The sequence below is a fragment of the Enterobacter cloacae complex sp. AR_0002 genome, assembly GCF_001922365.1.
Taxonomy (GTDB): Bacteria; Pseudomonadota; Gammaproteobacteria; order Enterobacterales; family Enterobacteriaceae; genus Enterobacter; species Enterobacter hormaechei_C.
Genome location: NZ_CP018814.1, coordinates 1,286,899 through 1,308,403 on the forward strand (window position 1 = coordinate 1,286,899; position 21,505 = coordinate 1,308,403).

Consider the following 21,505-nt stretch of genomic DNA (forward strand, 5'->3'; position numbering starts at 1 on the left):
CTTAGCGTCCCAGATAGACGTCAATCACCTGTTCATTGGCCTGTACCTCGCGAAGCGAACCTTCCGCCAGTACGCGCCCCTGATGCAGCACCGTGACGTGGTCGGCGATGGTCTCAACGAAACCCATATCGTGCTCAACCACCATCAGCGAATGCTTGCCTGCCAGGGTGCGGAACAGCTCGGCAGTGTATTCCGTCTCGGCGTCGGTCATACCGGCGGCGGGTTCGTCCAGCAGTAACAGGTGCGGGTCCTGCACCAGCAGCATGCCGATCTCCAGAAACTGCTTCTGTCCGTGGGAAAGCAGTCCGGCACGGCGATCGCGCTCGCTGCCAAGCCGCAGCAAAACCAGCATCTCATCAATGCGGTCGCGCTGCTCGCCGCTGAGCGTGGCCCGCAGGCTCGCCCAGACGGACCTGTCGGCTTTCATGGCGATTTCGAGGTTTTCCCCTACGGTCAACGCTTCAAACACGGTCGGCTTCTGGAACTTACGGCCAATGCCCTGACGGGCGATGGCCGCCGGTTCCAGGGCAGTCAGATCGATGGACTGATCGTAAATAGCTTTCCCGCTTTTTGGCCGGGTTTTGCCGGTGATCACGTCCATCAGCGTGGTTTTACCGGCGCCGTTAGGGCCAATGATGCAGCGCAATTCTCCGACGCCGATATTCAGCGAAAGATCGGTCAACGCCTGAAAACCGTCGAAACTGACGTTAATGGCCTCGAGCTGCAACACCGGATCGGTCTGCTCACGGTAACGATCGCCCGGTAGCTGGCGGGTAAAGAGTCCTTCAGAGGGCTGCATTAATTCTCTCCCTTACGAAACAGACCGAACACGCCGCGTGGTAAAAACAGCGTCACGGCGATGAAAATCAGCCCCAGAAACAGCTGCCAGTACTCCGGCATCGCCACGGTGAAAAAGCTCTTCGCACCGTTGACCAGCGCCGCGCCAATCACCGGGCCCACCAGAGTGCCGCGCCCGCCCAGCGCTACCCAGATGGCCGCTTCAATCGAGTTGGTTGGCGACATTTCACCCGGGTTGATAATGCCCACCTGCGGAACGTACAGCGCCCCCGCCAGGCCACACAGCACGGCGGAAAGCGTCCAGACCAGCAGCTTGAAGCCGCGCGGATCGTAGCCGCAGAACGTGAGACGGTTTTCCGCATCGCGCACCGCCGTTAAAATGCGGCCAAATTTACTCTTCGCCAGCGCGTAGCCTGTGCCCAGGGCCAGAAGCAGCAGCACGACCGTTGCGAGAAACAGCGCGATCCGCGTGGTGGTCGCCGTGACGGAAAATCCGAGCAGCGTGGTAAAGCCGGTAAAGCCGTTATTGCCGCCAAAGCCGGTTTCGTTGCGAAAGAACAGCAGCATGCCCGCATAGGTCAGCGCCTGGGTCATGATGGAGAAATAGACCCCTTTGATCTTCGAGCGGAAAGCAAACCAGCCGAAGACCAGCGCCAGCAGGCCGGGTATCGTCACAATTAACACCAGTGCCCAGGCAAAATGCTGCGTTCCCCACCAGAACCAGGGCAGTTCGCTCCACGAGAGAAACGACATAAACGCGGGCAGCCCGTCTCCGGCCGCCTGGCGCATCAGGTACATGCCCATCGCATAGCCGCCCAGGGCGAAGAATATGCCGTGCCCCAGCGAGAGCATACCGGCATAGCCCCAGACCAGATCGAGGGCCACGGCGACCACCGCGTAGCAGAGGATCTTGCCGATGAGCGTCAACATCCACGTGGAAACGGCCAGCGGATGGGTGGCGGGCAACAGCGCGAGAAAAGGCAGCACCAGCAGCGCCGCAACCAGCAGACTGCCGAAGATTTGCGCGGTGCGCGGTGCCCTGCGCGCCAGTGTTAAGGTCAATGGCTGGCTCATCAGTCTGTCACCCTCCCTTTAAGTGCGAATAACCCCTGCGGACGTTTCTGGATAAACAGAATGATCGCCACCAGAATCAGGATCTTGCCCAGCACGGCGCCCATCTGCGGTTCAAGAATTTTATTGAAGATCCCCAGACCAAAGGCCGCCGCGACGCTACCGGCCAGCTGGCCGACGCCGCCGAGCACCACCACCAGGAATGAATCGATGATGTATCCCTGGCCCAGCTCCGGTCCCACGTTCCCCAACTGGGATAACGCCACGCCGCCCAACCCGGCAATGCCGGACCCGAGGCCAAACGCCAGCATATCTACCCGTCCGGTGGGAACGCCGCAGCAGGCCGCCATGCTGCGGTTTTGCGTCACCGCCCGCACGTTCAGACCCAGACGCGTTTTGTTCAGAATGAGCCAGGTGAAGAACAGCACCATCAGCACAAACCCGAGCACCACAATACGGTTCCACGGCAGCGTCAGGTTGGCGAAAACCTGCACCCCGCCGGACAGCCAGGCCGGGTTAGCGACCTCAAGGTTTTGGGCGCCAAAGGTCATGCGGACCAGCTGGATAAGCATCAGGCTGATCCCCCAGGTGGCGAGCAGGGTTTCCAGCGGGCGGCCATAAAGATGGCGGATCACCGTGCGCTCCAGCACCATCCCGATACCTGCCGTCAGGCAAAACGCCACCGGCAGCGCCACCACCGGATAAAGCGCCAGCCACTGAGGCATCCACTGCGCCATCACCTGTTGCACCATCCAGGTGGCATACGCCCCGAGCATCAGCATTTCACCGTGGGCCATGTTAATCACCCCCAGCAGACCATAGGTGATAGCCAGCCCGAGCGCGGCCAGCAAGAGTACCGACCCCAACGACAGGCCCATGAAGGCCTGCCCCAGCAGTTCACCCCACATCAGCCGGTGCTGAATACGGTCCAGGCTCTCAGCGGCGGCGGCACGTACCCGTGCGTCCGGCTCGGTTTGCGCCCGGGTGAACGGCGTCAGCGTGGCCTGAACGTCCGGATCGTCAGACTGTCCCAACAGTTCAACCGCGTTGAGGCGCGTTTCCGCCTGCGGACTCGCCAGCTGAAGATTTGCCAGCGCCAGCCTTAGCGACTGTCGGGTGACGTCGTCCGTTTCGCGATTAGCCCGCTGTTGCAGAAACCCGAGCATATCCGGCTGGGCGTCACGCTGAAGTTGCCGCGCGGCATGACGCCTTTCTGTGACACTGTCACTAACAAGCTGATGCGTCGCCAGCGCCGTGACGGTTAACACGCGCAGCCGGTTGGTCAGCCGCACGGCTTTGGTCGTTCCTTCGGCGCTCTTTGCCGCGCCCAGGGCAACCATTTCGCCGTCGATGCGGGTAAATGCCTTCTTCTGGCTGTCGGTATAAAGGTTCTCCTGTTGTAGCGCCTTAAGCAGCGGCAAACGTGCAGGTTCCGGCGTGGCTGCCCAGCGGGTCAGCATGGCGGTTTGCTGGCTGCGGCTAGTGGCAACGAAATCATCGGCATCCGATGCCTGCGCCATCCCTGGCAGCAGTCCGGTAAGCCACACAATCGCAATCATCATGCGTATGGCGTTCATGACGTCTCTCCCTGGTGGTGGCTTAGTTGCTGGCGGTTTTCATCGGCTGGTCAGGTTTTTTGTCATTCCCGGCGATAAACGGGCTCCACGGCTGAGCGCGTACCGGCTGTTCGGTTTGCCAGACGACGTTGAACTGGCCGTTGCCTTCGATTTCACCAATCATGACGGGCTTATGCAGGTGGTGGTTGGTGGCATCCATGGTCAGCGTAAAGCCGGACGGCGCGTTGAACGACTGGCCCGCCATTGCCGCGCGCACTTTGTCCACGTTGGTTGTCCCCGCTTTTTCAACCGCCTGCGCCCACATATGCAGGCCGACGTAGGTCGCTTCCATCGGATCGTTGGTGACGACGGTATCGGCATTCGGTAGCTTATGGGCTTTCGCGTAGGCTTTGTAGGCCGCGACAAAGGTCTGGTTGGTCGGGTTATCGACGGATTCAAAGTAGTTCCACGCCGCCAGGTTACCCACCAGCGGTTTGGTATCAATGCCGCGCAGTTCCTCCTCGCCCACCGAGAACGCCACAACCGGCACGTCCGTGGCTTTCAGCCCCTGGTTCGCCAGCTCTTTATAGAAAGGCACGTTGGAATCACCGTTGATGGTGGAGACCACCGCCGTTTTACCGCCCGCAGAGAATTTCTTGATACTGGCGACGATGGTCTGGTAATCGCTATGACCAAATGGGGTGTAGACCTCTTCAATATCTTTATCTTCCACGCCTTTCGAGTGCAGGAAGGCGCGCAGGATCTTGTTCGTGGTGCGCGGGTAAACGTAGTCCGTTCCCAGCAGGAAGAAGCGTTTCGCGCTGCCGCCGTCCTCGCTCATCAGGTACTCCACCGCCGGGATCGCCTGCTGGTTAGGCGCCGCGCCGGTATAGAAGACGTTAGGTGACATCTCTTCACCTTCGTACTGCACCGGATAGAACAGCAAACCGTTCAGCTCCTCAAAAACCGGCAGAACCGATTTACGCGATACGGAGGTCCAGCAGCCAAACACCACGGCGACCTTATCCTGGCTCAGAAGCTGGCGGGCCTTTTCGGCAAACAGCGGCCAGTTGGAGGCCGGGTCAACCACCACCGGCTCCAGCTTTTTCCCGAGCACGCCGCCTTTGGCGTTAATTTCATCGATGGTCATCAGGGCGACATCTTTCAGGGGCGTTTCTGAAATGGCCATCGTGCCGGAGAGTGAGTGCATGATCCCGACTTTAATGGTCTCTGCGGCCTGAACGCCAAAACTCACTCCCATGGCGACCACGGAGGCGGACAAGGCGAACGCTTTTATAAAGGTACGACGGTGCATATTTTCACTCCTGAAAAAGAAAGCTGTGCGAAGACGTCCGTTACCGCCCGGACGCAGAAAAAAGTAACGTCAGTTTCAGGAGAGCAAAAAGAGTGCCAGGTTGCAGAGGCAGGATTTAAACGGGTTCGAAGAGAGGATCTACGGGAAACGACTCAGAATGGTACAGCGCTGCACTGTAATAATGCAGCGCTGTAAACGATGTTACCAGACGTCGCTGGCGATTTGCGTCACCAGGCGAACTTTATCCCACTGCTGGGCTTCGCTCAGGCTGTTACCCTCTTCCGTGGAGGCAAATCCGCACTGCGGGCTGAGGCAAATCTGCTCTTTCGCCACGTAGCGCGCGGCCTCTTCCAGACGCGCTTTCACCCCTTCCGGTTTCTCCAGCTCACCGTGCTTGGTGGTGATCAGCCCCAGCACCACCTGCTGTTTACCCGGGCGCACAAAACGCAGTGGCGCGAAGTCGCCGCTACGGTCGTTGTCGTACTCCAGGAAGAACGCGTCGACGTTCACCGTGCCGAACAGCACCTCCGCCACCGGCTCATAGCCGCCTTCGGAAATCCAGGTTGAGCGGAAATTACCGCGGCAGACGTGTAGCCCGATGGTCAAATCGTCCGGTTTGCCCTCCAGCGCCTTATTCAGCACCCGGGCATAGGTTCGGGCAAGTTCGTCTGCATCATCACCGCGCTCGCGGATCTGGCGGCGCTGGTCTTCTGAACAAAGGTAGGCCCAGACGGTGTCATCCAGTTGCAGATAGCGGCAGCCTGCATCGTAAAAGGCCCGAATGGCATCGCGCCAGGTTGTCGCCAGATCGTCAAAGTAATCCTTCAGATCCGGGTAGACCGTGGCATCAATATCCTTGCGGCCACCGCGGAAGTGCAGCACGCTCGGGCTCGGAATGGTCATCTTCGGCTGTGCGTTACCGCTGATGCTTTTGAGGTAGCGAAAATCTTCCAGCATAGGATGATCGCCGAAGCCCAGTTTGCCCGTTACGCGCACGCCGTGGGCTTTGGTCTGCACCCCGTTGAACTGAATGCCCTGCTGCGAATCATAACGCTCTACGCCCTGTAGCCCGTCAAAGAAGTCAAAGTGCCACCAGGCGCGGCGGAATTCACCGTCCGTTACCACATGCAGACCGCAGGCGCACTGCTGTTCGACAACATGGCGAATGGCCTCGTCCTCAACCGCGCGAAGCTGACCGGCATCGATCTCACCGCTGGCAAATTGCAGACGGGCCTGTTTAACAGAGTCCGGGCGTAAAAAACTGCCGACTACATCGGCGCGGTACGGGGCGTGGTGTCGCTGCATGGAAATCTCCTCTGTCTGTCGGCGTTAATTGCCCACAGTGATAATTCATCTCTTGAACATTTAGACTTCTGGATGTCTAAACGTCCTAAAAAGATGTCATACCGGCTCGCCGCCGACAAACGAGAAAATTTCATCTGTGATGAAATAAATTCATGTTCACAGGGCGGGCGATGAAGATCCTGCAAACGCGAACCGCTCATCTTCCCAGCCGGTCATGCCCCCGAGCATAATCTTAACCGGCAGACCCAGACGCGCCAGCTTCAGCGCCGCCCTGTCCGCCCCGTTGCAGTGTGGGCCTGCACAATAGACGACAAACAGCGTGCCCTCTGGCCACGCTGTCATCCGCTCGGCGGTGATCTGGCTCCAGGGTAAATGCAGCGCGCCGGGCAGATGCCGCCGGGCAAAATGTTCAGGCTTCCCGACAACGTGCAGCAGAACAAAGTCCTGCTCACCGCTGGATACCGCGTGATGGACATCGGCGCAGTCCGTCTCGACGCTCAGACGACGCAGAAAATGCCCCACGGCTTCCTGCGGCTCAGCAGCCGGAAATTCAGTAACATAGCTCATGAATCTTCCTCATTTGTGGTGTTTGTGTTAACACTACTCTATCCCTTAATTCAGAACATGAATGCGTCCGCCTATGCCAGAAAACAGCAAAAAGATGACAAACTTAAGACATCCCTCGCCGCGCGCGGTCGTGCTGGCATATGACGGTTTATGTACCTTTGAGTTTGGCGTGGCGGTAGAAATCTTTGGCTTGCCGCGCCCGGAGATGGGCGATGACTGGTATCAGTTCGCCGTGGCGAGCGTGGATGGCGGCGAGCTCCGGGCAACGGGCGGGATCCGTATTCTGGCCGACGGCGATCTGCGTCTGCTTGAAACGGCGGATCTGGTTGTTATACCCGGCTGGCGAGGGCTGGATGAACCCGTACCCGAAGCGCTCTGCCAGGCGCTCCGCGCGGCGCATGCCCGCGGCTGCCAGCTACTCTCGATCTGTTCTGGCGTTTTCGTTCTGGCAGCCTCAGGCCTGCTTGACGGGCGGAAGGCAACCACCCACTGGCGCTACACGCAAGCTCTGAAAACACGCTTTCCCGCCATCACCGTGGTCGAAGATGTGCTCTACCAGGACGAAGGCGATATTCTCACTTCCGCCGGCAGCGCCGCGGGGATTGATCTGTGTCTGCACGTGGTGCGCCGGAATTACGGTATGGAGGCAGCAAACCGCGTGGCGCGTCGACTGGTGATCCCGCCCCATCGGGACGGCTCGCAAACCCAGCAACTTAGCCGACCGGTGGCTCAGTTGCGGGAGAGCCAGCGCCTGGGCCAGCTGTTCGATTATCTTCATCAGCATCTGGCCGTTTCCCATACCGTCGAATCGCTGTCCCTGCGGGTGGGTATGAGTCAACGCACCTTTCTGCGCCGTTTCCAGGACGCGACCGGGACAACGCCCGCGCGCTGGTTATTGACTGCGCGATTGCAGCGGGCAAAAGATTATCTCGAAAACAGTCGGCTCAGCATTGATAATATTGCGGAACAAACCGGATTTGGACAAAGCGCCACGCTGCGCCACCATTTCCGGCAGCAATTTGCGCTTTCGCCCGCGCAATATCGCAAACAATTTTTACAGCCGGTACGATAAACGGGCAAAAAAAAACCGCCATAATCTGGCGGTAAATGCTTGCATGGATAGATTTGTATTTTGGTATCTACGCTCCGGTATTCCCTACCGGGATGTGGATCACCAGCAATCTACCACTGTGAGCCTCAACGAAGCATAAACGAATCGATTAACCCGCTTTGGTATTAATTTGCAGATAACGCATCAGCCCCTGATCTGCACTCTGGCGGGCATCATCATTAATCGCTTCGAGATAAAACGCACGAGAGACCCCATACGGTGCCTGCTCGGGTGGGTAAACGGCGAACTGGAAGGTTTTGCCTCTCGCCTTATTGGTACAGCCCAGCTCCCAGCGCTCTTCACTTACCTGGGTGCTATTACATTCGACACGTCCGTAATCGCTGGTTAAATACGATCCGACACGGCTTTTTGCTGACTGAATATATTCTGGTTCTTCATTTGAATAGATGCTGGCCGCAGCACCCACCGCAACCACTACGCCCAGAAGTGATAGCACGATTATTTTTTTCATTTATTCGATCCAATCCTTAGCCAGAAAAATCTTATTGTAAATGATTTCCCAATAAATCTAGTTGTTCTTTGCATACCAGAAATGGGAGTTTACAACGTCGATATCGCTTTTAAGAATAGTCTTAAGCGCGTTTTATTGCGACCACAATTTTTGACACTCTATTTTTTCAAATTTAAAGAGTCGAATAATTACTCTATGAAATTATCCCTACGATGACCGTAGCGTATTTTCAGGGGATAAATGATGTTCAGAAAAGAATTTTCGCTACTGCTGGTGATTAGCGCCCTGTTCTCAGGACAGATTATGGCGGAGCACAAAGGGCATGAATTTGTGTATGTGAAAAACGCCGACCATCAGCTTCGTCATGAAGCTGACAGCGACGAGTTACGCAGCGCGGCTGAGGAGTCTGCGGAGGGGTTGCGCGAGCACCATACCTGGCAGAAATCGCGCAAACCGGATACCCACTCTGCGGGTTAGCTGCCTTTACGCTTCGGCAGGGTCTTCATCAAATCGTCAGGGCTGACGGAGGCCACAATGCTTCCCGGCGGCGGCATTTTGAAGATGTGATTCTTCATCTTGCCGATAACGTGCATTTCACACGGACGGCAGTCAAACTTCAGCGTCAGCACTTCATCGCCATTCACCAGCTGCATCGGCGTCGCTTTCCAGCTTTTAATATTGCCTTTCGCCTGTTTCGGACAAAGGTTAAAAGCAAACCGCAGGCAGTATTTGGTGATCATCACCGGCACATCGCCCTTCTCTTCATGCGCTTCATACGCGGCGTCAATCAGCTGCACGCCGTGACGATGATAAAACGCACGCGCTTTGTGGTTGTATACGTTCGCGAGGAAAGAAAGATGCGTGTCCGGGTAGACCGGCGCAGGCACCGCTTCGGCCTTACGGCTGCCGTGCGAATAGTTCGCCAGGCGTACTTCATCCAGCATCTCGGCCGTTTCACGGCGGAACTGGTTCAGCAGGCTGTTCGGCACGAACAGCGCGTCCGGCAGATTCACCTCAATATTGCGCGCGTAATAAATGGTCTGCCCCAGCTTCGCCACGCCATCCTTGAGGTTGTTGAGCGCTTTCTCCGCATTGTTCGCCACCTCGAACAGGCCGTCGAGCGTATGCGTGACGCTGATGCCGTCTTCGCAGGTCATGGTCAGGATCAGCTGCTCTTCCCAGCCCCCCAGCGCGATATCCACCGCAATGCGGCGCTCGCTGGAGGTCTTGAGCAAGGCCTGCTGCCAGTTGTGATCCAGGTTACGGTTAAGCGCCGCATTAGGACGGGCTTTGTAGAGATCGGCAGGCATTTCGTTCGGCCAGACGCGATAGCGATTTTCGCCGGTTTTCTCCACCGTATTGGCACGGAAACCCACCACTTCACGTTTGATCATCACGTTGAGACCATCGCCATTCGCCAGCGGCTCTGTCACCTGAACGTCAAGATGATCTTTCGCCACTTTCAGCACTTCACCCACCGGCAGGCCGATAAACTTCGGTGAGTCGAACGCGCCAATATCCCCTTTACGGGCATTCACGAAATAGTCCGTGCTGCCGCGGTGGAAGGTTTTGTCCGTAGACGGAATAAAGAAATGCTCTGTACGCCCGGCGGAGGCGCGCGCCAGATCACCGCGATCGTCGATGATGGCATCCAGCATCTGACGATAATGGGCGGTGATATTTTTCACGTAGCTCATGTCCTTGTAGCGCCCTTCAATTTTGAAGGAGCGTACGCCAGCATCGATCAGCGCACCGAGGTTCGCCGTCTGATCGTTATCTTTCATCGACAGCAGGTGTTTTTCGAATGCCACCACGCGGCCCTGATCGTCTTTCAGGGTATACGGCAGACGGCAGGCCTGAGAGCAGTCGCCCCGGTTAGCGCTGCGCCCCGTCTGGGCGTGAGAGATATTACACTGCCCGGAATAGGCCACACACAGCGCACCGTGGATAAAGAATTCAATGGTCGCGTCGGTCGCCTGATGGATATCGCGGATCTGGTTCAGGTTCAGCTCGCGCGCCAGCACAATCTGCGTAAACCCGACGTCCGAAAGAAACTTCGCCTTCTCGACGGTGCGGATATCGCACTGGGTGCTGGCGTGCAGCTCAATCGGCGGGATATCCAGTTCCAGAACGCCCATATCCTGAACGATCAGGGCGTCAACGCCGGTCTGGTAGAGATCGGTGATCAGACGCTGCGCAGGCTCCAGCTCATCATCATGAAGAATGGTGTTCAGGGTCACAAACACCTTCGCCCCGAAACGGTGAGCGAACGGTACCAGCTCGGCAATGTCGCGCAGGCTGTTGCTGGCGTTATGCCGGGCACCGAAGCCAGGGCCGCCAATGTAGACGGCATCCGCACCGTGAAGAATGGCTTCACGGGCAATGGCGGCGTCGCGGGCCGGGCTTAGCAGTTCAAGATGATGGGAGTGCAGGCGCATACTTCGTCGTTATCCGTTATGGTCAAAATGGCGGCTATTGTAGTCAGAAGTCTGTGTCAGTGAAACCGTTTTGCGACGCTTTAGCGGGGATAATGGATCAGGGAGTGAAAATGCACCGTACGGGCGCTGCTGTTGCGGTACGCGTGCGGTTTATCGCCGGCAAAACGCACGCCGGAATCAGCGTATATTGTGCGCCAGACACCGTCGATCTGCATATCCAGCTCACCGCTTATCACCACCACATGTTCGATCACCCCGGCTTCGTGCGGCGTGGACTCGCTCAGCGCGCCGGGCGACAGGGTGATGGAGAAATGGTCGAACTTAAGCTGTTCATCCCAGGGGAAAAGCGGTTTCACCACCATCGCCTGCTGCTGCGGATCGAATACCGCCTGCGGTTCGCTTTCTGGAGTGATAAACGCCGAAAAAGGTACGTTCAGCCCGGTGGCGATTTTCCACAAGGTAGAGACCGTCGGGCTGGACTCATTGCGTTCGATTTGCCCAAGCATCGCTTTCGACACGCCCGTCTCTTCCGCCAGTTTTGACAGGCTCCAGCCCCGCGCCAGACGCAGCGCTTTCAGTGTGGTTGCAAGGTGTTGAGTGATATCCATAGTTCCTCCCGTTGCGGCAAAGCATACCACTTGTACGCTATAGCGCACAGTGATACCTTATCCCGGACGTTATAACGCACAACGGAGTTTCCATGCAATCGACTGCCTCTCTCTTTCCTGCCGTGCTGGCCGGTTTTGTTGCCGTTCTGGTGGGCTATGCCAGCTCTGCCGCCATTATCTGGCAGGCGGCTGCGGCGGCTGGCGCCAGTACACAGCAAATCGCCGGATGGATGACCGCGCTAGGGCTCGGGATGGGGATCAGCACGCTGGTATTGTCGTGGTGGTATAAAGCCCCCGTGCTGACCGCCTGGTCGACTCCGGGCGCGGCGTTGCTCGCCACCAGCCTGCATGGCGTGACGCTGGCGGAAACCATCGGGGTATTTATATTCGCGAATACGCTGATTCTGCTGTGCGGCGTCACCGGCCTGTTTGCCCGGTTGATGAAACTGATCCCGCACTCGCTTGCCGCCGCTATGCTGGCGGGCGTGCTGTTACAGTTTGGCCTGAAGGCATTCAGCAATCTTGAGGGACACATTTTTCTTTGCGGCAGTATGCTGGCCGCCTGGCTGGTGGCCAAAGCTGTAGCGCCCCGGTACGCCATTGTCGCCACGCTGCTGGTGGGCGTGTTCGTTGCCTGGGCTGGAGGTGACGTTGTCACGAACAGGATGACGTTATCGGTCATCATGCCGGAATTCATTGCCCCTGCGTTCACCTTCACCAGCCTGATCAGCATCGGCTTACCCTTCTTCCTGGTGACCATGGCGTCGCAGAATGCGCCCGGCTTCGCCACCATGCAGGCATCGGGCTATCCGCTGGCGGTCTCACCGCTGATCGTTGCCACAGGCGGGCTGGCGCTGCTGTTGTCCCCCTTCGGCGTCTATTCTATATGCATCGCCGCCATCACCGCCGCCATCTGCCAGAGCCCGGACGCCCACCCGGATGCCAGTAAACGCTGGCTGGCTGCGGCGGCCGCAGGTGGGTTTTATCTGCTGGCGGGGGTGTTCGGCGGGTCGATTTCGGGGCTGATGGCCGCCCTGCCGCTGAGCGGCATCCAGACGCTGGCCGGGCTGGCCCTGCTCGGCACTATCAGCGGGAGTTTGTATCAGGCACTGAATCATGAAGCAGAGCGCGACGCGGCGATCGTCACCTTCCTGATGACCGCCAGCGGCGTCACGCTCCTGGGGATTGGCTCCGCCTTCTGGGGGCTGGTGTTGGGAGGGATCTGTTACGCCGTCTTCTCACGCCTTCGCCGCGCGTAGCTGCGACGGCGTAATGCCGGTCATGCTGCGAAAACGGTTACTGAAATGGCTGGCGGAGTTAAATCCGCAGGCCAGCGCGATGTCGGTGAGCGGCGTGGTCGTGTGCTGCACCATCGCTTTGGCCTTCTCCATGCGGCGCTGCATGACGTACTGATGCGGCGCCAGGCCCATCGACTGGCGGAACATCCGCGCAAAGTGATACTCACTGAGTGCGGCCTGGCCCGCCAGTTCCGCCAGCGTTAAGGGTTGCGCCAGGTTTTCCTCGATAAAGGCCAGCACGTTGCGCAGCACAAACGGCGATAACCCGCCGGTCACTACCGGCAGCTTCCACTGTACGCTGGAATAGTGCTGGACTAAATGCGTCAGCAATAAGGTCGACGCGGTGCTCAGGGTGAGCTGATTGGCGTTTTGCTGCCAGTCGCAGCCGAGCAAAAACTGGCGATAAAGGGCGGTGATTTTCGGATCGCTGCCGAATATTTTTTCCTCCAGCGTCAGCGATAGCGGTCTTTTATCCCAGATTTTCTCCCCCACGTCCCGCAGGTGTTCATCGGTGCAGTAGAGGTGCACGAACGACAGGTCGTCACGAATATCCCACGTGGATTCGCTCTCTTCCGGCATCAGACAAAAACGATCCGGCCCACCGCCATTTTTCCAGCCACCCGGCGTTTTTTGATAGCTTTCATAGCCATCTGCCACGTACAGGCTAAGGGTGTGATGGTTGCTTTTCACGGTGATCGTGTCGTGCTTGTTGTACCACGCCGCCAGTTGAATGCCAGTATTGAGCGCGACGGTTTCCCGCAGCACCGCATTTTGTTGGCGTAACGTTTCAAAGGTGTCGTAAACGAGAGACATGGCCGTAAACAGGTGATTAATCAGACTGTCAGTCTAAGAAGTGTTGCAGCCTGTTACCAGCCATTGTGCGAGAAAAAAGCGCAAGAATTTGCAAGTCCGGCGCAAGGCGATGAAAGCCGGGTCCCTCTTCTTTCGCCACACTGTTGTTTTTCGCGGTATGAGAAGAGAGACACCATGAACGCATTACTCTATGGGCTGGTTGTTGTTATCTGGGGCACGACCTGGATCGCCATTTTTTTACAACAGGGGCCGGTTGCAGCGCCGGTCTCCATTTTCTGGCGCTTCGCCGTGGCCAGCGCCACGATGATGATCGTCCTGGTCGCCCTTCGCCGCCTGCGCAGGCTGGCGCTGCGGGATCATCTCTACTGCATGCTACAGGGCTGCTGCGTTTTCTGTTTCAACTTCTGGTGCTTTTACACCGCCGCCGCCCATATCAATACCGGCCTTGAGTCGGTGATTTTCTCGATGGCCGTGCTGTATAACGCCATCAACAGCTTTATCTTCTTCGGCCAGCGTCCACCCGCACGCTTCTGGACGGCGGCAGCGCTGGGGCTTATCGGGATCATTACCCTGTTCTGGAACGATCTGCTCGCCAGCGGCTGGAGCGCGTCGTTGCTTACGGGCATCGGGCTTTCCGCCCTCGGCACCTACGGCTTCTCGCTGGGGAATATGATCAGCATGCGTCATCAGCGAAACGGGCTGGAAACCATGACCACCAACGCCTGGGCGATGCTGTATGGCACCGTCGTGATGGGACTTATCGCCCTCTTCAGAGGCGATAACTTTATGCCGGAATGGACGGTGAGCTATATGGGGGCGCTGCTCTATCTTGCGCTGTTTGGCTCGGTGATTGCCTTCGGCGCCTACTTTACGCTGGTAGGCCGCATTGGTCCCGGTAAAGCCGCCTACAGCACCCTGCTGTTCCCGCTGGTGGCGCTGTCGATTTCAACGGTGTACGAGGGTTACGTGTGGCATCTCAACGGGATCGTCGGCCTGTTGTTGATACTGGGGGGGAATATGGTGATGTTTACGAAGCCGGAAACCTGGTTCCGCCGCCTGCGGACGGCATAAAAAAACGGCCTGCGAAAATGCAGGCCTTTTTTTATTAATTTGCTGTCTGATGAACATCAAACATAGTGGCATCCGTTGCCATGTCATCCACAACCTGCTTCAGGGTGCCGAAGCCCATTGGCGTATTCTCGTTCGCCAGCTCTTTCCCTTCCCCCTTACGAACAACCTTAATCACCGGTTTGTTCGTAGCCGCGTCGATTAACTCACCTTCGAAGAACAGATGCGTATCCATGGTACGATGGCCCGTGGCCATCTGCGTACCCGCAACCAGCAGCGCGACAGGCACCACTTCATAGAACTGCAAACCTTCTTTGTCTGAGCTCACACCCGTGATGGCGCCGCGGAAGATCAGGCTATGTTTGCCCGGCGTCGTCACAATCGGCTTACGCTGGCCAATCGCGGTTTTCAGTTTGGTATTGGTATAATTCAACAGCTCATCAAGCGTTTTTTGCCCAAGCTGAGTGGTCGGTTTTGGCGTCGGATAATAGGTTATCGGCGTCCAAATAATGCTGTCATAATTCGCCTCATTATAAGAAGGATCAACCCAACGCAGGGTTGGCTTCCCGGTTGCAGATTTCATCTCCTGCAAGCCTGAGTAATCTTTTAAAAAGCCTGAATATTGATCGGGGGCTGCGACTTTTGACGCACAGCCTGAAAGGGCCAACAGACCAGAAAGCACTGCAACTTTAAAAAAAGTGTGAGTACGCATGATGGTATTCCATGTTATCTGCAAGTATGCACTTGAAGTTATAACAAAAAATGGGGCGATGTGTTGTGGCAAAAAATGACGAAGACAGCACAAATAGCGAAAAAACTGCCCGACCGAAACCGGGCAGTGAAAATTACTCTTTCAGGTCCACTTGCCAGAACAGGTGTTTGCCGAAGGGATCAATTTCATAGCCCGTGACCTCTTTACGGACTGGCTCAAAAATCGTTGAATGAGCAATCATTACCGCCGGCATTTGATCGTGCATCATCTGCTGCGCCTGCTTGTACAGCGCCACGCGTTTTTCGCGATCGGTTATCGATTTTGCTTCGGCAATCAGGTTATCAAACGGCTTATAACACCATTTCGCCGAATTCGACCCGCCGTTGGCGGACGTACAGGTAAACAGCGGGCCGAAGAAGTTATCTGGATCCCCCGTCGCCGTTGTCCAGCCCATCAGCGCAGCCTGATGCTCCCCGCCCTTCACGCGCTTCAGGTATTCGCCCCATTCGTAGGTCACGATTTTGGTCTGCACGCCAACTTTCGCCCAGTCCGCCTGGATCATCTCCGCCATACGCTTCGCGTTCGGGTTATACGGCCGTTGCACGGGCATGGCCCACAGATCGATGCTTACGCCGTTGGCAAACCCCGCCTCCTTTAACAGCGCTTTCGCTTTTTCTGGATCGTAATCGTAGTCTTTCAGCTCACTGTCGGCACTCCAGACGCCAGGCGGCAGCAGGTTTTTCGCCGCCGTGCCGGTGCCGTGGAAAACCGCCTCAATGATGGCCGGTTTGTTAATCGCCATCGCCAGCGCCTGGCGCACTTTTACGTTATCCAGCGGCGGCTTTTGCGTGTTAAACGCCAGGAAACCGGTATTCAGACCGGCCTTGCTCATCAGGTTGATGTCTTTGTTAGCCTTCATACGCGGCAGGTCCGCCGGGTTCGGGAACGGCATCACCTGACACTCATTCTTCTCGACTTTGGCAAAACGTACCGAGGCGTCCGGCGTGATGGTGAACACCAGACGATCCAGCTTCGATTTTCCCTGCCAGTAGTCAGGGAAAGCGGTAAAGAGGATGCGGGAATCCTTCTGATATTGCGACAGCTTAAACGGCCCGGTGCCAATCGGCTGCATATCGACCTTTTCTGGCGTGCCCGCTTTCAGCATGGCATCGGCGTACTCCGCCGACAGAATGGAGGCAAAGTACCACGCCAGGTCAGCGACAAACGGCGCTTCCGGATGCGCCAGGGTGAAGCGCACGGTGCGATCGTCAACTTTATCAATGGCGGTAATCAGGCTGCCGAACTCCAGACTTTCGAAGTTGGAATAACTGCCGTTGGAGACGTTATGGTAAGGATGATTCACATCCTTCTGGCGCATAAACGAGAAAATCACGTCGTCCGCGTTGAAGTCGCGCGTCGGCGTGAACAGCTTATTACTGTGGAATTTCACCCCTTTGCGCAGGTGGAAGGTGTAGACCTTGCCATCCTCGCTTACCTCCCAGCTTTCCGCCAGGCTCGGTACCAGTTCGGTAGTGCCCGGTTTGAAATCGACCAGACGGTTATAAACCGGTACGGCGCTGGCGTCCACGCTGGTCCCCGACGTATAGAGCTGAGGATTGAAATTTTCCGGCGATCCTTCGGAGCAATACACCAGCGTTTTTGCCGCGACGGTGGAACTGACCGTCAGTGCAGCAAGCGCCAGCGTTATCATTGTGAATGTGCTTTTCATCATTTATTCCTGTCTTTTTAATTCGACGGCTAATTACTTCTTTTGCCATTTCATAAATAACATTAAAGTGATGGCGCAAACACATGAAAAATAAATACAGAAGGAAACACTATGGGCTCGGAACTCTCCAGACAATTAACCCAACGCTTTTTCCGCTATCTCGCCATCACCAGCCAGAGCGACCCGAAAGTCAAAACCCTGCCCTCCACCCCGGGCCAGCACGACATGGCGCGGGAGCTGGCGAAGGAGCTGGAAACGCTGGGGTTAGACGATATTGTGATTGATGAGTTCGCCACCGTTACCGCCGTGAAAAAAGGTAATGTTCCCGGCGCGCCGCGTATTGGTTTTATTACCCATATCGACACCGTCGACGTCGGTTTATCCCCGGATATTCATCCACAAATATTAACATTTACGGGGGATGATCTCTGTCTGAATAAAGAGAAAGATATTTGGCTGCGCGTAAAAGAGCACCCGGAAATTCTGGCTTATCATGATGAGGAGATTATTTTCAGCGACGGAACCAGCGTATTAGGCGCAGATAATAAAGCGGCCGTCACCGTGGTCATGACGGTGCTGGAAAACCTCACCGCTGAGCACAACCATGGCGATATTGTGGTGGCGTTTGTGCCCGATGAAGAGATTGGCCTGTGCGGCGCGAAAGCGCTGGATTTAAAGCGCTTCGACGTCGATTTTGCCTGGACCATCGACTGCTGCGAGCTGGGCGAAATTGTTTACGAGAACTTTAACGCGGCGGCGGCTGAAATTCGCTTTACCGGCGTCACGGCGCACCCGATGTCCGCCAAAGGGGTGCTGGTCAATCCGCTGCTGATGGCAACGGATTTCATCAGCCATTTCGATCGCCGGCAAACCCCGGAATGCACCGAGGGGCGCGAAGGTTATATCTGGTTTAACGGCATCCAGGCCGGGCAAAACGAAGCGATACTGAAAGCCAACATTCGTGATTTTGACAAAGACGGTTTTGCCGCCCGCAAGCAGCAAATTGCCGATGTGGCGGCGCAAATAGCCGCGCAGCATCCCACGGCAAACGTGGAGTATCGCATTGAAGATACCTACAGCAATATCAGCAATGCGATTGGCGAAGACCGCCGCGCGATCGACCTGATGTTCGAGGCGATGGAGTCGCTCGGCATCACCCCAAAACCGATCCCCATGCGCGGTGGCACGGATGGGGCGGCCCTGTCAGCTAAAGGCCTGCTCACCCCGAACTTCTTCACCGGCGCCCATAACTTCCACTCGAAGTTTGAGTTTTTACCGCTGTCGTCGTTCGAGGCCTCCTGTCGCACTGCACTGCAACTCTGTCTGCTGGCCGCGCGTTAAGCGGGCTTGCGTGCGAGCATGGTGGCGAAGCGCAGCTTGATACGGTTCCCGTTGGCATCGGTACGGTGGAGTTCCCCCACCTCTTCGTTGTACTTGATCAGCTCCCAACCTTCGTAGTAGTTACTCAGTTCACCGGGTTTGAAGGCAAACGGGAAGCCGACGGTGCACGGATAATCTTCCGTATCCATGGCGGCAACGATCAGGTTATAGCCGCCTGGTTTAGTGCAACGCTGCATATTGGCGATAAGACCAGGGATGGTATTCGCTTCGAGGAACATCAACACGACGGTGGAAAGAATAAAGTCGTATTCGCCGTCAAAGGTCAGGTTGTTCAGATCCTTGATCGCCGTTTGCAGATTCGCGATCCCTTCCGCCGCCTTAATGCGCTCAATGTTATCGATGCTCATCGGGTTTTTATCCCACGCCGTCACGTCATAGCCATTGGCAGCGAGGTAGAGGCTGTTACGGCCATTTCCGCAACCGAGATCGAGCGTTTTTCCCGGCTTAACAATGTCCGCGCTGAGCAGCACCTCTGAGTGCGTGCGGGTCAGCCCATATTTCTCAGTAAAGTAGTTTTCATCGACAGTCATTATTTTTCCTCAGATTGCATAAGCAGTGCCTTATCAGCGCGCACCAGAAGTTTGCCCTGCATCAGCAAGATAAAAGTACGGACCAGCAGCATCGCGATGGTGACGTTGGTGAAAATAAACAGGGGAACAGCGAGGGCATGAAAGAACCCTGACGGACTGCTCTGCCCAAGATGTAAACCGGTGGTCGCCAGCGCCGACACCCCGAACGAGAAGCTCCAGAACGACGCGTTGAACGGCTGCGACAGATACCACGGCATCAGACGCAGCATAAACAGGAGTTGCAACAGGCCATAGCCGAAAAGCATTTTGGCGAAGGTGTCCGCTTCGCCGCCGTTGACGCTAAACCAGGCGCTACAGGCCACCAGGGCAGGCGCAAGCTGGATCCCGAGCGAGGTACGAAGGGCAGCGGGCAGCTCGCCCGCGCTGCGCAGGCGTTGTAAAATGACCGGCTCCAGGCTCAGCCAGGAAAAGACCCCGGCACCAAGGAACACCAGCCCCGCGTCGTGGAAGCCTAGCGCACCGCAGGCCATCGCGCTGATAAAATTGTTCGCCACCGTCGGCAGATAGAGTCCCGGCGTCGTGGCTTCTTCCGGATGCTTGCCGCGCCACAGCCCGGCGCTTTGCCAGGCGGCATACGCAAGCTGGATCACCACGCCCACGCTAAACAACCCCAGCGCCACCGGGCGATACCACGGCACAAAGCCGATGGCCACCAGCAGCGTTGTGGCAGGAAACAGGCTGACAAAACTGCTCATTACCGGATGCCGCATCTCGGCCAACACGCTATGTGGAAACCGTACCGCACGGGTAAGAAACGCCACGCTCAGAAGGAACCAGATCGCCACCGCCAGCGCCACCAGGATCTCGCCCGGCCAGCGCGTCACCGGCCAGATGGTGCTGGCATAACGCCAGGCGAACCCCATACCTATGGTCCCGAGGACCATACCGAAATACCCGGCGGGCAAGTTAAGAACGCGTTGGTTTAGGCTATGCATTTTTTTTAAAGTTTAAAATGTATTTTAAATGCCATTTTAAGGGGTTTCCTGAGCGGATGCCAGCACTTCGAAAAACCAAAACTTTGCTACGTTTATTGAAAGGCAATTCAGGGATAACACGATGACAAAATATCGGCTCAGCAATGAAACGCGTCTCTGGCGCTGGCAGGACGGATCAATGCCGTGCACAACGCCTCTAAGACAAATTATTGCCGTGAAGGATTTTAACGATGTGACCAGCGGGACTAAAGGCGGTTGGGTTGAGGATGAACACGCGCTCGCCCAGGACGGGGATTGCTGGGTTTACGATGAAAACAGCGTGGTGTTAGCCGGGGCCAGGATATCCGGTAACGCCCGCCTCACCCAACCCTGCATCGTAAGCCACCGCGCACACGTTGGCGGCAACGGCTGGCTTGACGCGGCTGAGGTGAGTCACGGCGCGGTAATAAGTGACAACGTCACCATTCAGCACTCCACCGTACGCGGGGAATGTCGTATCGCGGGTGACGCGCGGGTGCTGCATAACAGCCTGGTGATTGCAGCCAAAGGGCTGACACCCGACCGTGAGCAGATCCTGCAAATCTATGACAGAGCCACGGTCAGCCAGTCGCGTATTGTGCATCAGGCGCAAATCTACGGCGATGCCATGGTGACCTGGGCCTTTGTTGAGCACCGTGCCGAGGTGTTCGAACGCGCCATTCTTGAGGGCAACGCGCTGAATAACGTCTGGGTGTGCGACTGCGCCAAAGTGTACGGCAACGCCCGTTTGCTGGCCGGTCTGGAGGATGATGCCATCCCGACCGTGCGGTACAGTTCACAGGTCGCGGAAAACGCCCTCGTAGAAGGCAACTGCGTCATTAAACACCACGTATTAATAGGCGGCGAGGCGTGGTTACGCGGCGGGCCGATCCTGATTGATGACAAAGTGGTTATTCAGGGGCGGGCGCGTATCAGCGGCGATGTCCTGATCGAGCATCAGGTGGAAATAACGGACGATGCGGTTATCGAGGCGCTGGAGGGTGAAAGCATTCACGTCCGGGGAGCCAAAGTGATCAACGGCGACACGCGGATCACCCGGACGCCGCTGCTGGGGGCGCTATAGCGGGAAGATTTTGGCGTACAGGTTCACGTCATCGTAACGCCCGTTGAGCATCTCCGCTTCCCGCAAACAACCTTCCAGCGTGAAACCGTTGCGCTGCGCCACCCGGTTACTGCTCTGGTTATCCACGCGACACTTGATCACAAAGCGGCGGATCTCGCCGCGCTCAACGTAATAGCGCATAAACGCCTGGAGCGCCTGAGAAAGAATACCCTGCCCCTGATGCGCCTCGTCAAGCCAGTAGCCAATGTACCCGGTTTTATTCGCAGGCTCGATCGCGTTGAAGGACAGCACGCCCACCAGCTCGTCCTTCATGAAAATCAGGAACATTTTGGCGTAACCGCGCTGGTGCAACATCTGATTGCTCTGCACGTTGCGGCGCGTGTCCTCTTCGCTGCCGACATGCTGCGCCCAGTCGAAGGCGGTTTGCAGCCAGGTTTTGTTTTTGATTACGAGGTTATGCAGATCGGTGGTATAGCGCTCTTCGACTGCGCGAAGCTCGATTTCCTGGTTAACGGGGATGATTTCTGAAGACATAGTGCCTCTTAATTGCCGGGTGGCGCTAACGCTTACCCGGCCTACAAATGCGTCCAGAGCAGGCCGGGTAAGGCGAAGCCGC

Annotated in this window: 21 protein-coding genes; 6 read left to right on the forward strand and 15 right to left on the reverse strand. The window is 56.8% G+C overall.

All coding sequences use genetic code 11. The features are described from left to right. Position 1 precedes the first annotated feature (1 nt). The 6 genes from urtD to AM329_RS06420 all read right to left on the reverse strand — a co-directional run bounded on the left by urtD (position 2) and on the right by AM329_RS06420 (position 6,612). Positions 2-799 (reverse strand): urea ABC transporter ATP-binding protein UrtD, encoded by a 798-nt coding sequence (gene urtD / locus AM329_RS06395; protein ID WP_015570541.1) that lies wholly within the window; start codon positions 797-799, stop codon positions 2-4. Continuing rightward, positions 799-1,872 (reverse strand): urea ABC transporter permease subunit UrtC, encoded by a 1,074-nt coding sequence (gene urtC / locus AM329_RS06400; protein ID WP_032609181.1) that lies wholly within the window; start codon positions 1,870-1,872, stop codon positions 799-801. The genes urtD and urtC overlap by 1 nt, the downstream gene beginning before the upstream one ends. Beyond that, a complete protein-coding gene (gene urtB, locus AM329_RS06405) occupies positions 1,872-3,446 on the reverse strand; it encodes an urea ABC transporter permease subunit UrtB (RefSeq protein ID WP_032609180.1) in 1,575 nt (524 codons plus the stop codon). The genes urtC and urtB overlap by 1 nt, the downstream gene beginning before the upstream one ends. 22 nt (positions 3,447-3,468) lie before the next feature. Then, positions 3,469-4,740: an urea ABC transporter substrate-binding protein gene (gene urtA / locus AM329_RS06410; RefSeq protein WP_032609178.1), complete on the reverse strand. Its 1,272-nt coding sequence runs from the start codon at positions 4,738-4,740 to the stop codon at positions 3,469-3,471. A gap of 201 nt (positions 4,741-4,941) precedes the next feature. After that, entirely contained in the window at positions 4,942-6,045 is a 1,104-nt protein-coding gene (locus tag AM329_RS06415; RefSeq protein ID WP_032609176.1) for a cobalamin-independent methionine synthase II family protein, read from the reverse strand. Positions 6,046-6,201: 156 nt separating this feature from the next. After that, on the reverse strand, positions 6,202-6,612 hold the full coding sequence (locus AM329_RS06420; protein ID WP_003857206.1) for a rhodanese-like domain-containing protein: 411 nt from the start codon (positions 6,610-6,612) through the stop codon (positions 6,202-6,204). 73 nt (positions 6,613-6,685) lie between these two features. On the opposite strand from AM329_RS06420, the gene ftrA reads away from it, so the two are divergent. Next, the gene (gene ftrA / locus AM329_RS06425; RefSeq protein WP_032610225.1) at positions 6,686-7,684 is read left to right on the forward strand and encodes a transcriptional regulator FtrA; all 999 of its coding nucleotides are present in this window, start codon (positions 6,686-6,688) and stop codon (positions 7,682-7,684) included. A 148-nt stretch (positions 7,685-7,832) separates the two neighbouring features. Here the strand turns inward: ftrA and AM329_RS06430 are convergent, their stop codons facing one another. Continuing rightward, on the reverse strand, positions 7,833-8,195 hold the full coding sequence (locus AM329_RS06430; protein ID WP_032609174.1) for a hypothetical protein: 363 nt from the start codon (positions 8,193-8,195) through the stop codon (positions 7,833-7,835). A 243-nt stretch (positions 8,196-8,438) separates the two neighbouring features. On the opposite strand from AM329_RS06430, the gene AM329_RS06435 reads away from it, so the two are divergent. Further along, positions 8,439-8,672 (forward strand): DUF2554 family protein, encoded by a 234-nt coding sequence (locus tag AM329_RS06435; RefSeq protein WP_003857211.1) that lies wholly within the window; start codon positions 8,439-8,441, stop codon positions 8,670-8,672. Here the strand turns inward: AM329_RS06435 and AM329_RS06440 are convergent. Together AM329_RS06440 and AM329_RS06445 are read right to left on the reverse strand one after the other, a co-directional pair. Then, positions 8,669-10,633, reverse strand: coding sequence for a U32 family peptidase (locus AM329_RS06440; protein ID WP_032609172.1), 1,965 nt, complete (start codon positions 10,631-10,633; stop codon positions 8,669-8,671). The genes AM329_RS06435 and AM329_RS06440 overlap by 4 nt on opposite strands. A gap of 80 nt (positions 10,634-10,713) precedes the next feature. Next, positions 10,714-11,241 (reverse strand): helix-turn-helix domain-containing protein, encoded by a 528-nt coding sequence (locus tag AM329_RS06445; RefSeq protein ID WP_003857214.1) that lies wholly within the window; start codon positions 11,239-11,241, stop codon positions 10,714-10,716. A gap of 92 nt (positions 11,242-11,333) precedes the next feature. Here AM329_RS06445 and AM329_RS06450 point away from each other — a divergent pair, with 92 nt between their 5' ends. Further along, a complete protein-coding gene (locus AM329_RS06450) occupies positions 11,334-12,500 on the forward strand; it encodes a benzoate/H(+) symporter BenE family transporter (protein ID WP_032609170.1) in 1,167 nt (388 codons plus the stop codon). Here AM329_RS06450 and AM329_RS06455 read toward each other — a convergent pair. Beyond that, positions 12,480-13,352 (reverse strand): helix-turn-helix domain-containing protein, encoded by an 873-nt coding sequence (locus AM329_RS06455; RefSeq protein WP_003857218.1) that lies wholly within the window; start codon positions 13,350-13,352, stop codon positions 12,480-12,482. The two genes, AM329_RS06450 and AM329_RS06455, sit on opposite strands and share 21 nt — an antisense overlap. A 174-nt stretch (positions 13,353-13,526) precedes the next feature. Here AM329_RS06455 and AM329_RS06460 point away from each other — a divergent pair, with 174 nt between their 5' ends. Continuing rightward, positions 13,527-14,423 (forward strand): DMT family transporter, encoded by an 897-nt coding sequence (locus AM329_RS06460; protein ID WP_003857219.1) that lies wholly within the window; start codon positions 13,527-13,529, stop codon positions 14,421-14,423. A gap of 34 nt (positions 14,424-14,457) precedes the next feature. On the opposite strand, the gene AM329_RS06465 is transcribed toward AM329_RS06460, so the two are convergent. Further along, positions 14,458-15,132 (reverse strand): DUF3313 domain-containing protein, encoded by a 675-nt coding sequence (locus tag AM329_RS06465; RefSeq protein ID WP_003857221.1) that lies wholly within the window; start codon positions 15,130-15,132, stop codon positions 14,458-14,460. Between the two features lie 133 nt (positions 15,133-15,265). Beyond that, on the reverse strand, positions 15,266-16,861 hold the full coding sequence (locus tag AM329_RS06470; RefSeq protein WP_003857222.1) for an ABC transporter substrate-binding protein: 1,596 nt from the start codon (positions 16,859-16,861) through the stop codon (positions 15,266-15,268). Positions 16,862-16,972: 111 nt separating this feature from the next. Between AM329_RS06470 and pepT the strand changes: the two genes are divergently transcribed. Further along, positions 16,973-18,202 carry a peptidase T gene (gene pepT / locus AM329_RS06475; protein WP_032609168.1) on the forward strand — a complete coding sequence of 410 codons (1,230 nt, stop codon included), beginning with the start codon at positions 16,973-16,975 and terminating at the stop codon, positions 18,200-18,202. On the opposite strand, the gene tehB is transcribed toward pepT, so the two are convergent. Beyond that, a complete protein-coding gene (tehB, locus tag AM329_RS06480; RefSeq protein ID WP_032609167.1) occupies positions 18,199-18,792 on the reverse strand; it encodes a tellurite resistance methyltransferase TehB in 594 nt (197 codons plus the stop codon). The genes pepT and tehB overlap by 4 nt on opposite strands. Beyond that, positions 18,792-19,787, reverse strand: coding sequence for a dicarboxylate transporter/tellurite-resistance protein TehA (gene tehA, locus AM329_RS06485; RefSeq protein ID WP_032609166.1), 996 nt, complete (start codon positions 19,785-19,787; stop codon positions 18,792-18,794). The genes tehB and tehA overlap by 1 nt, the downstream gene beginning before the upstream one ends. Positions 19,788-19,908: 121 nt before the next feature. On the opposite strand from tehA, the gene ydcK reads away from it, so the two are divergent. After that, entirely contained in the window at positions 19,909-20,889 is a 981-nt protein-coding gene (ydcK, locus tag AM329_RS06490) for a YdcK family protein (protein WP_032609165.1), read from the forward strand. Here the strand turns inward: ydcK and rimL are convergent. Continuing rightward, entirely contained in the window at positions 20,884-21,423 is a 540-nt protein-coding gene (rimL, locus tag AM329_RS06495) for a 50S ribosomal protein L7/L12-serine acetyltransferase (RefSeq protein WP_032609163.1), read from the reverse strand. The two genes, ydcK and rimL, sit on opposite strands and share 6 nt — an antisense overlap. Positions 21,424-21,505: the final 82 nt, after the last annotated feature.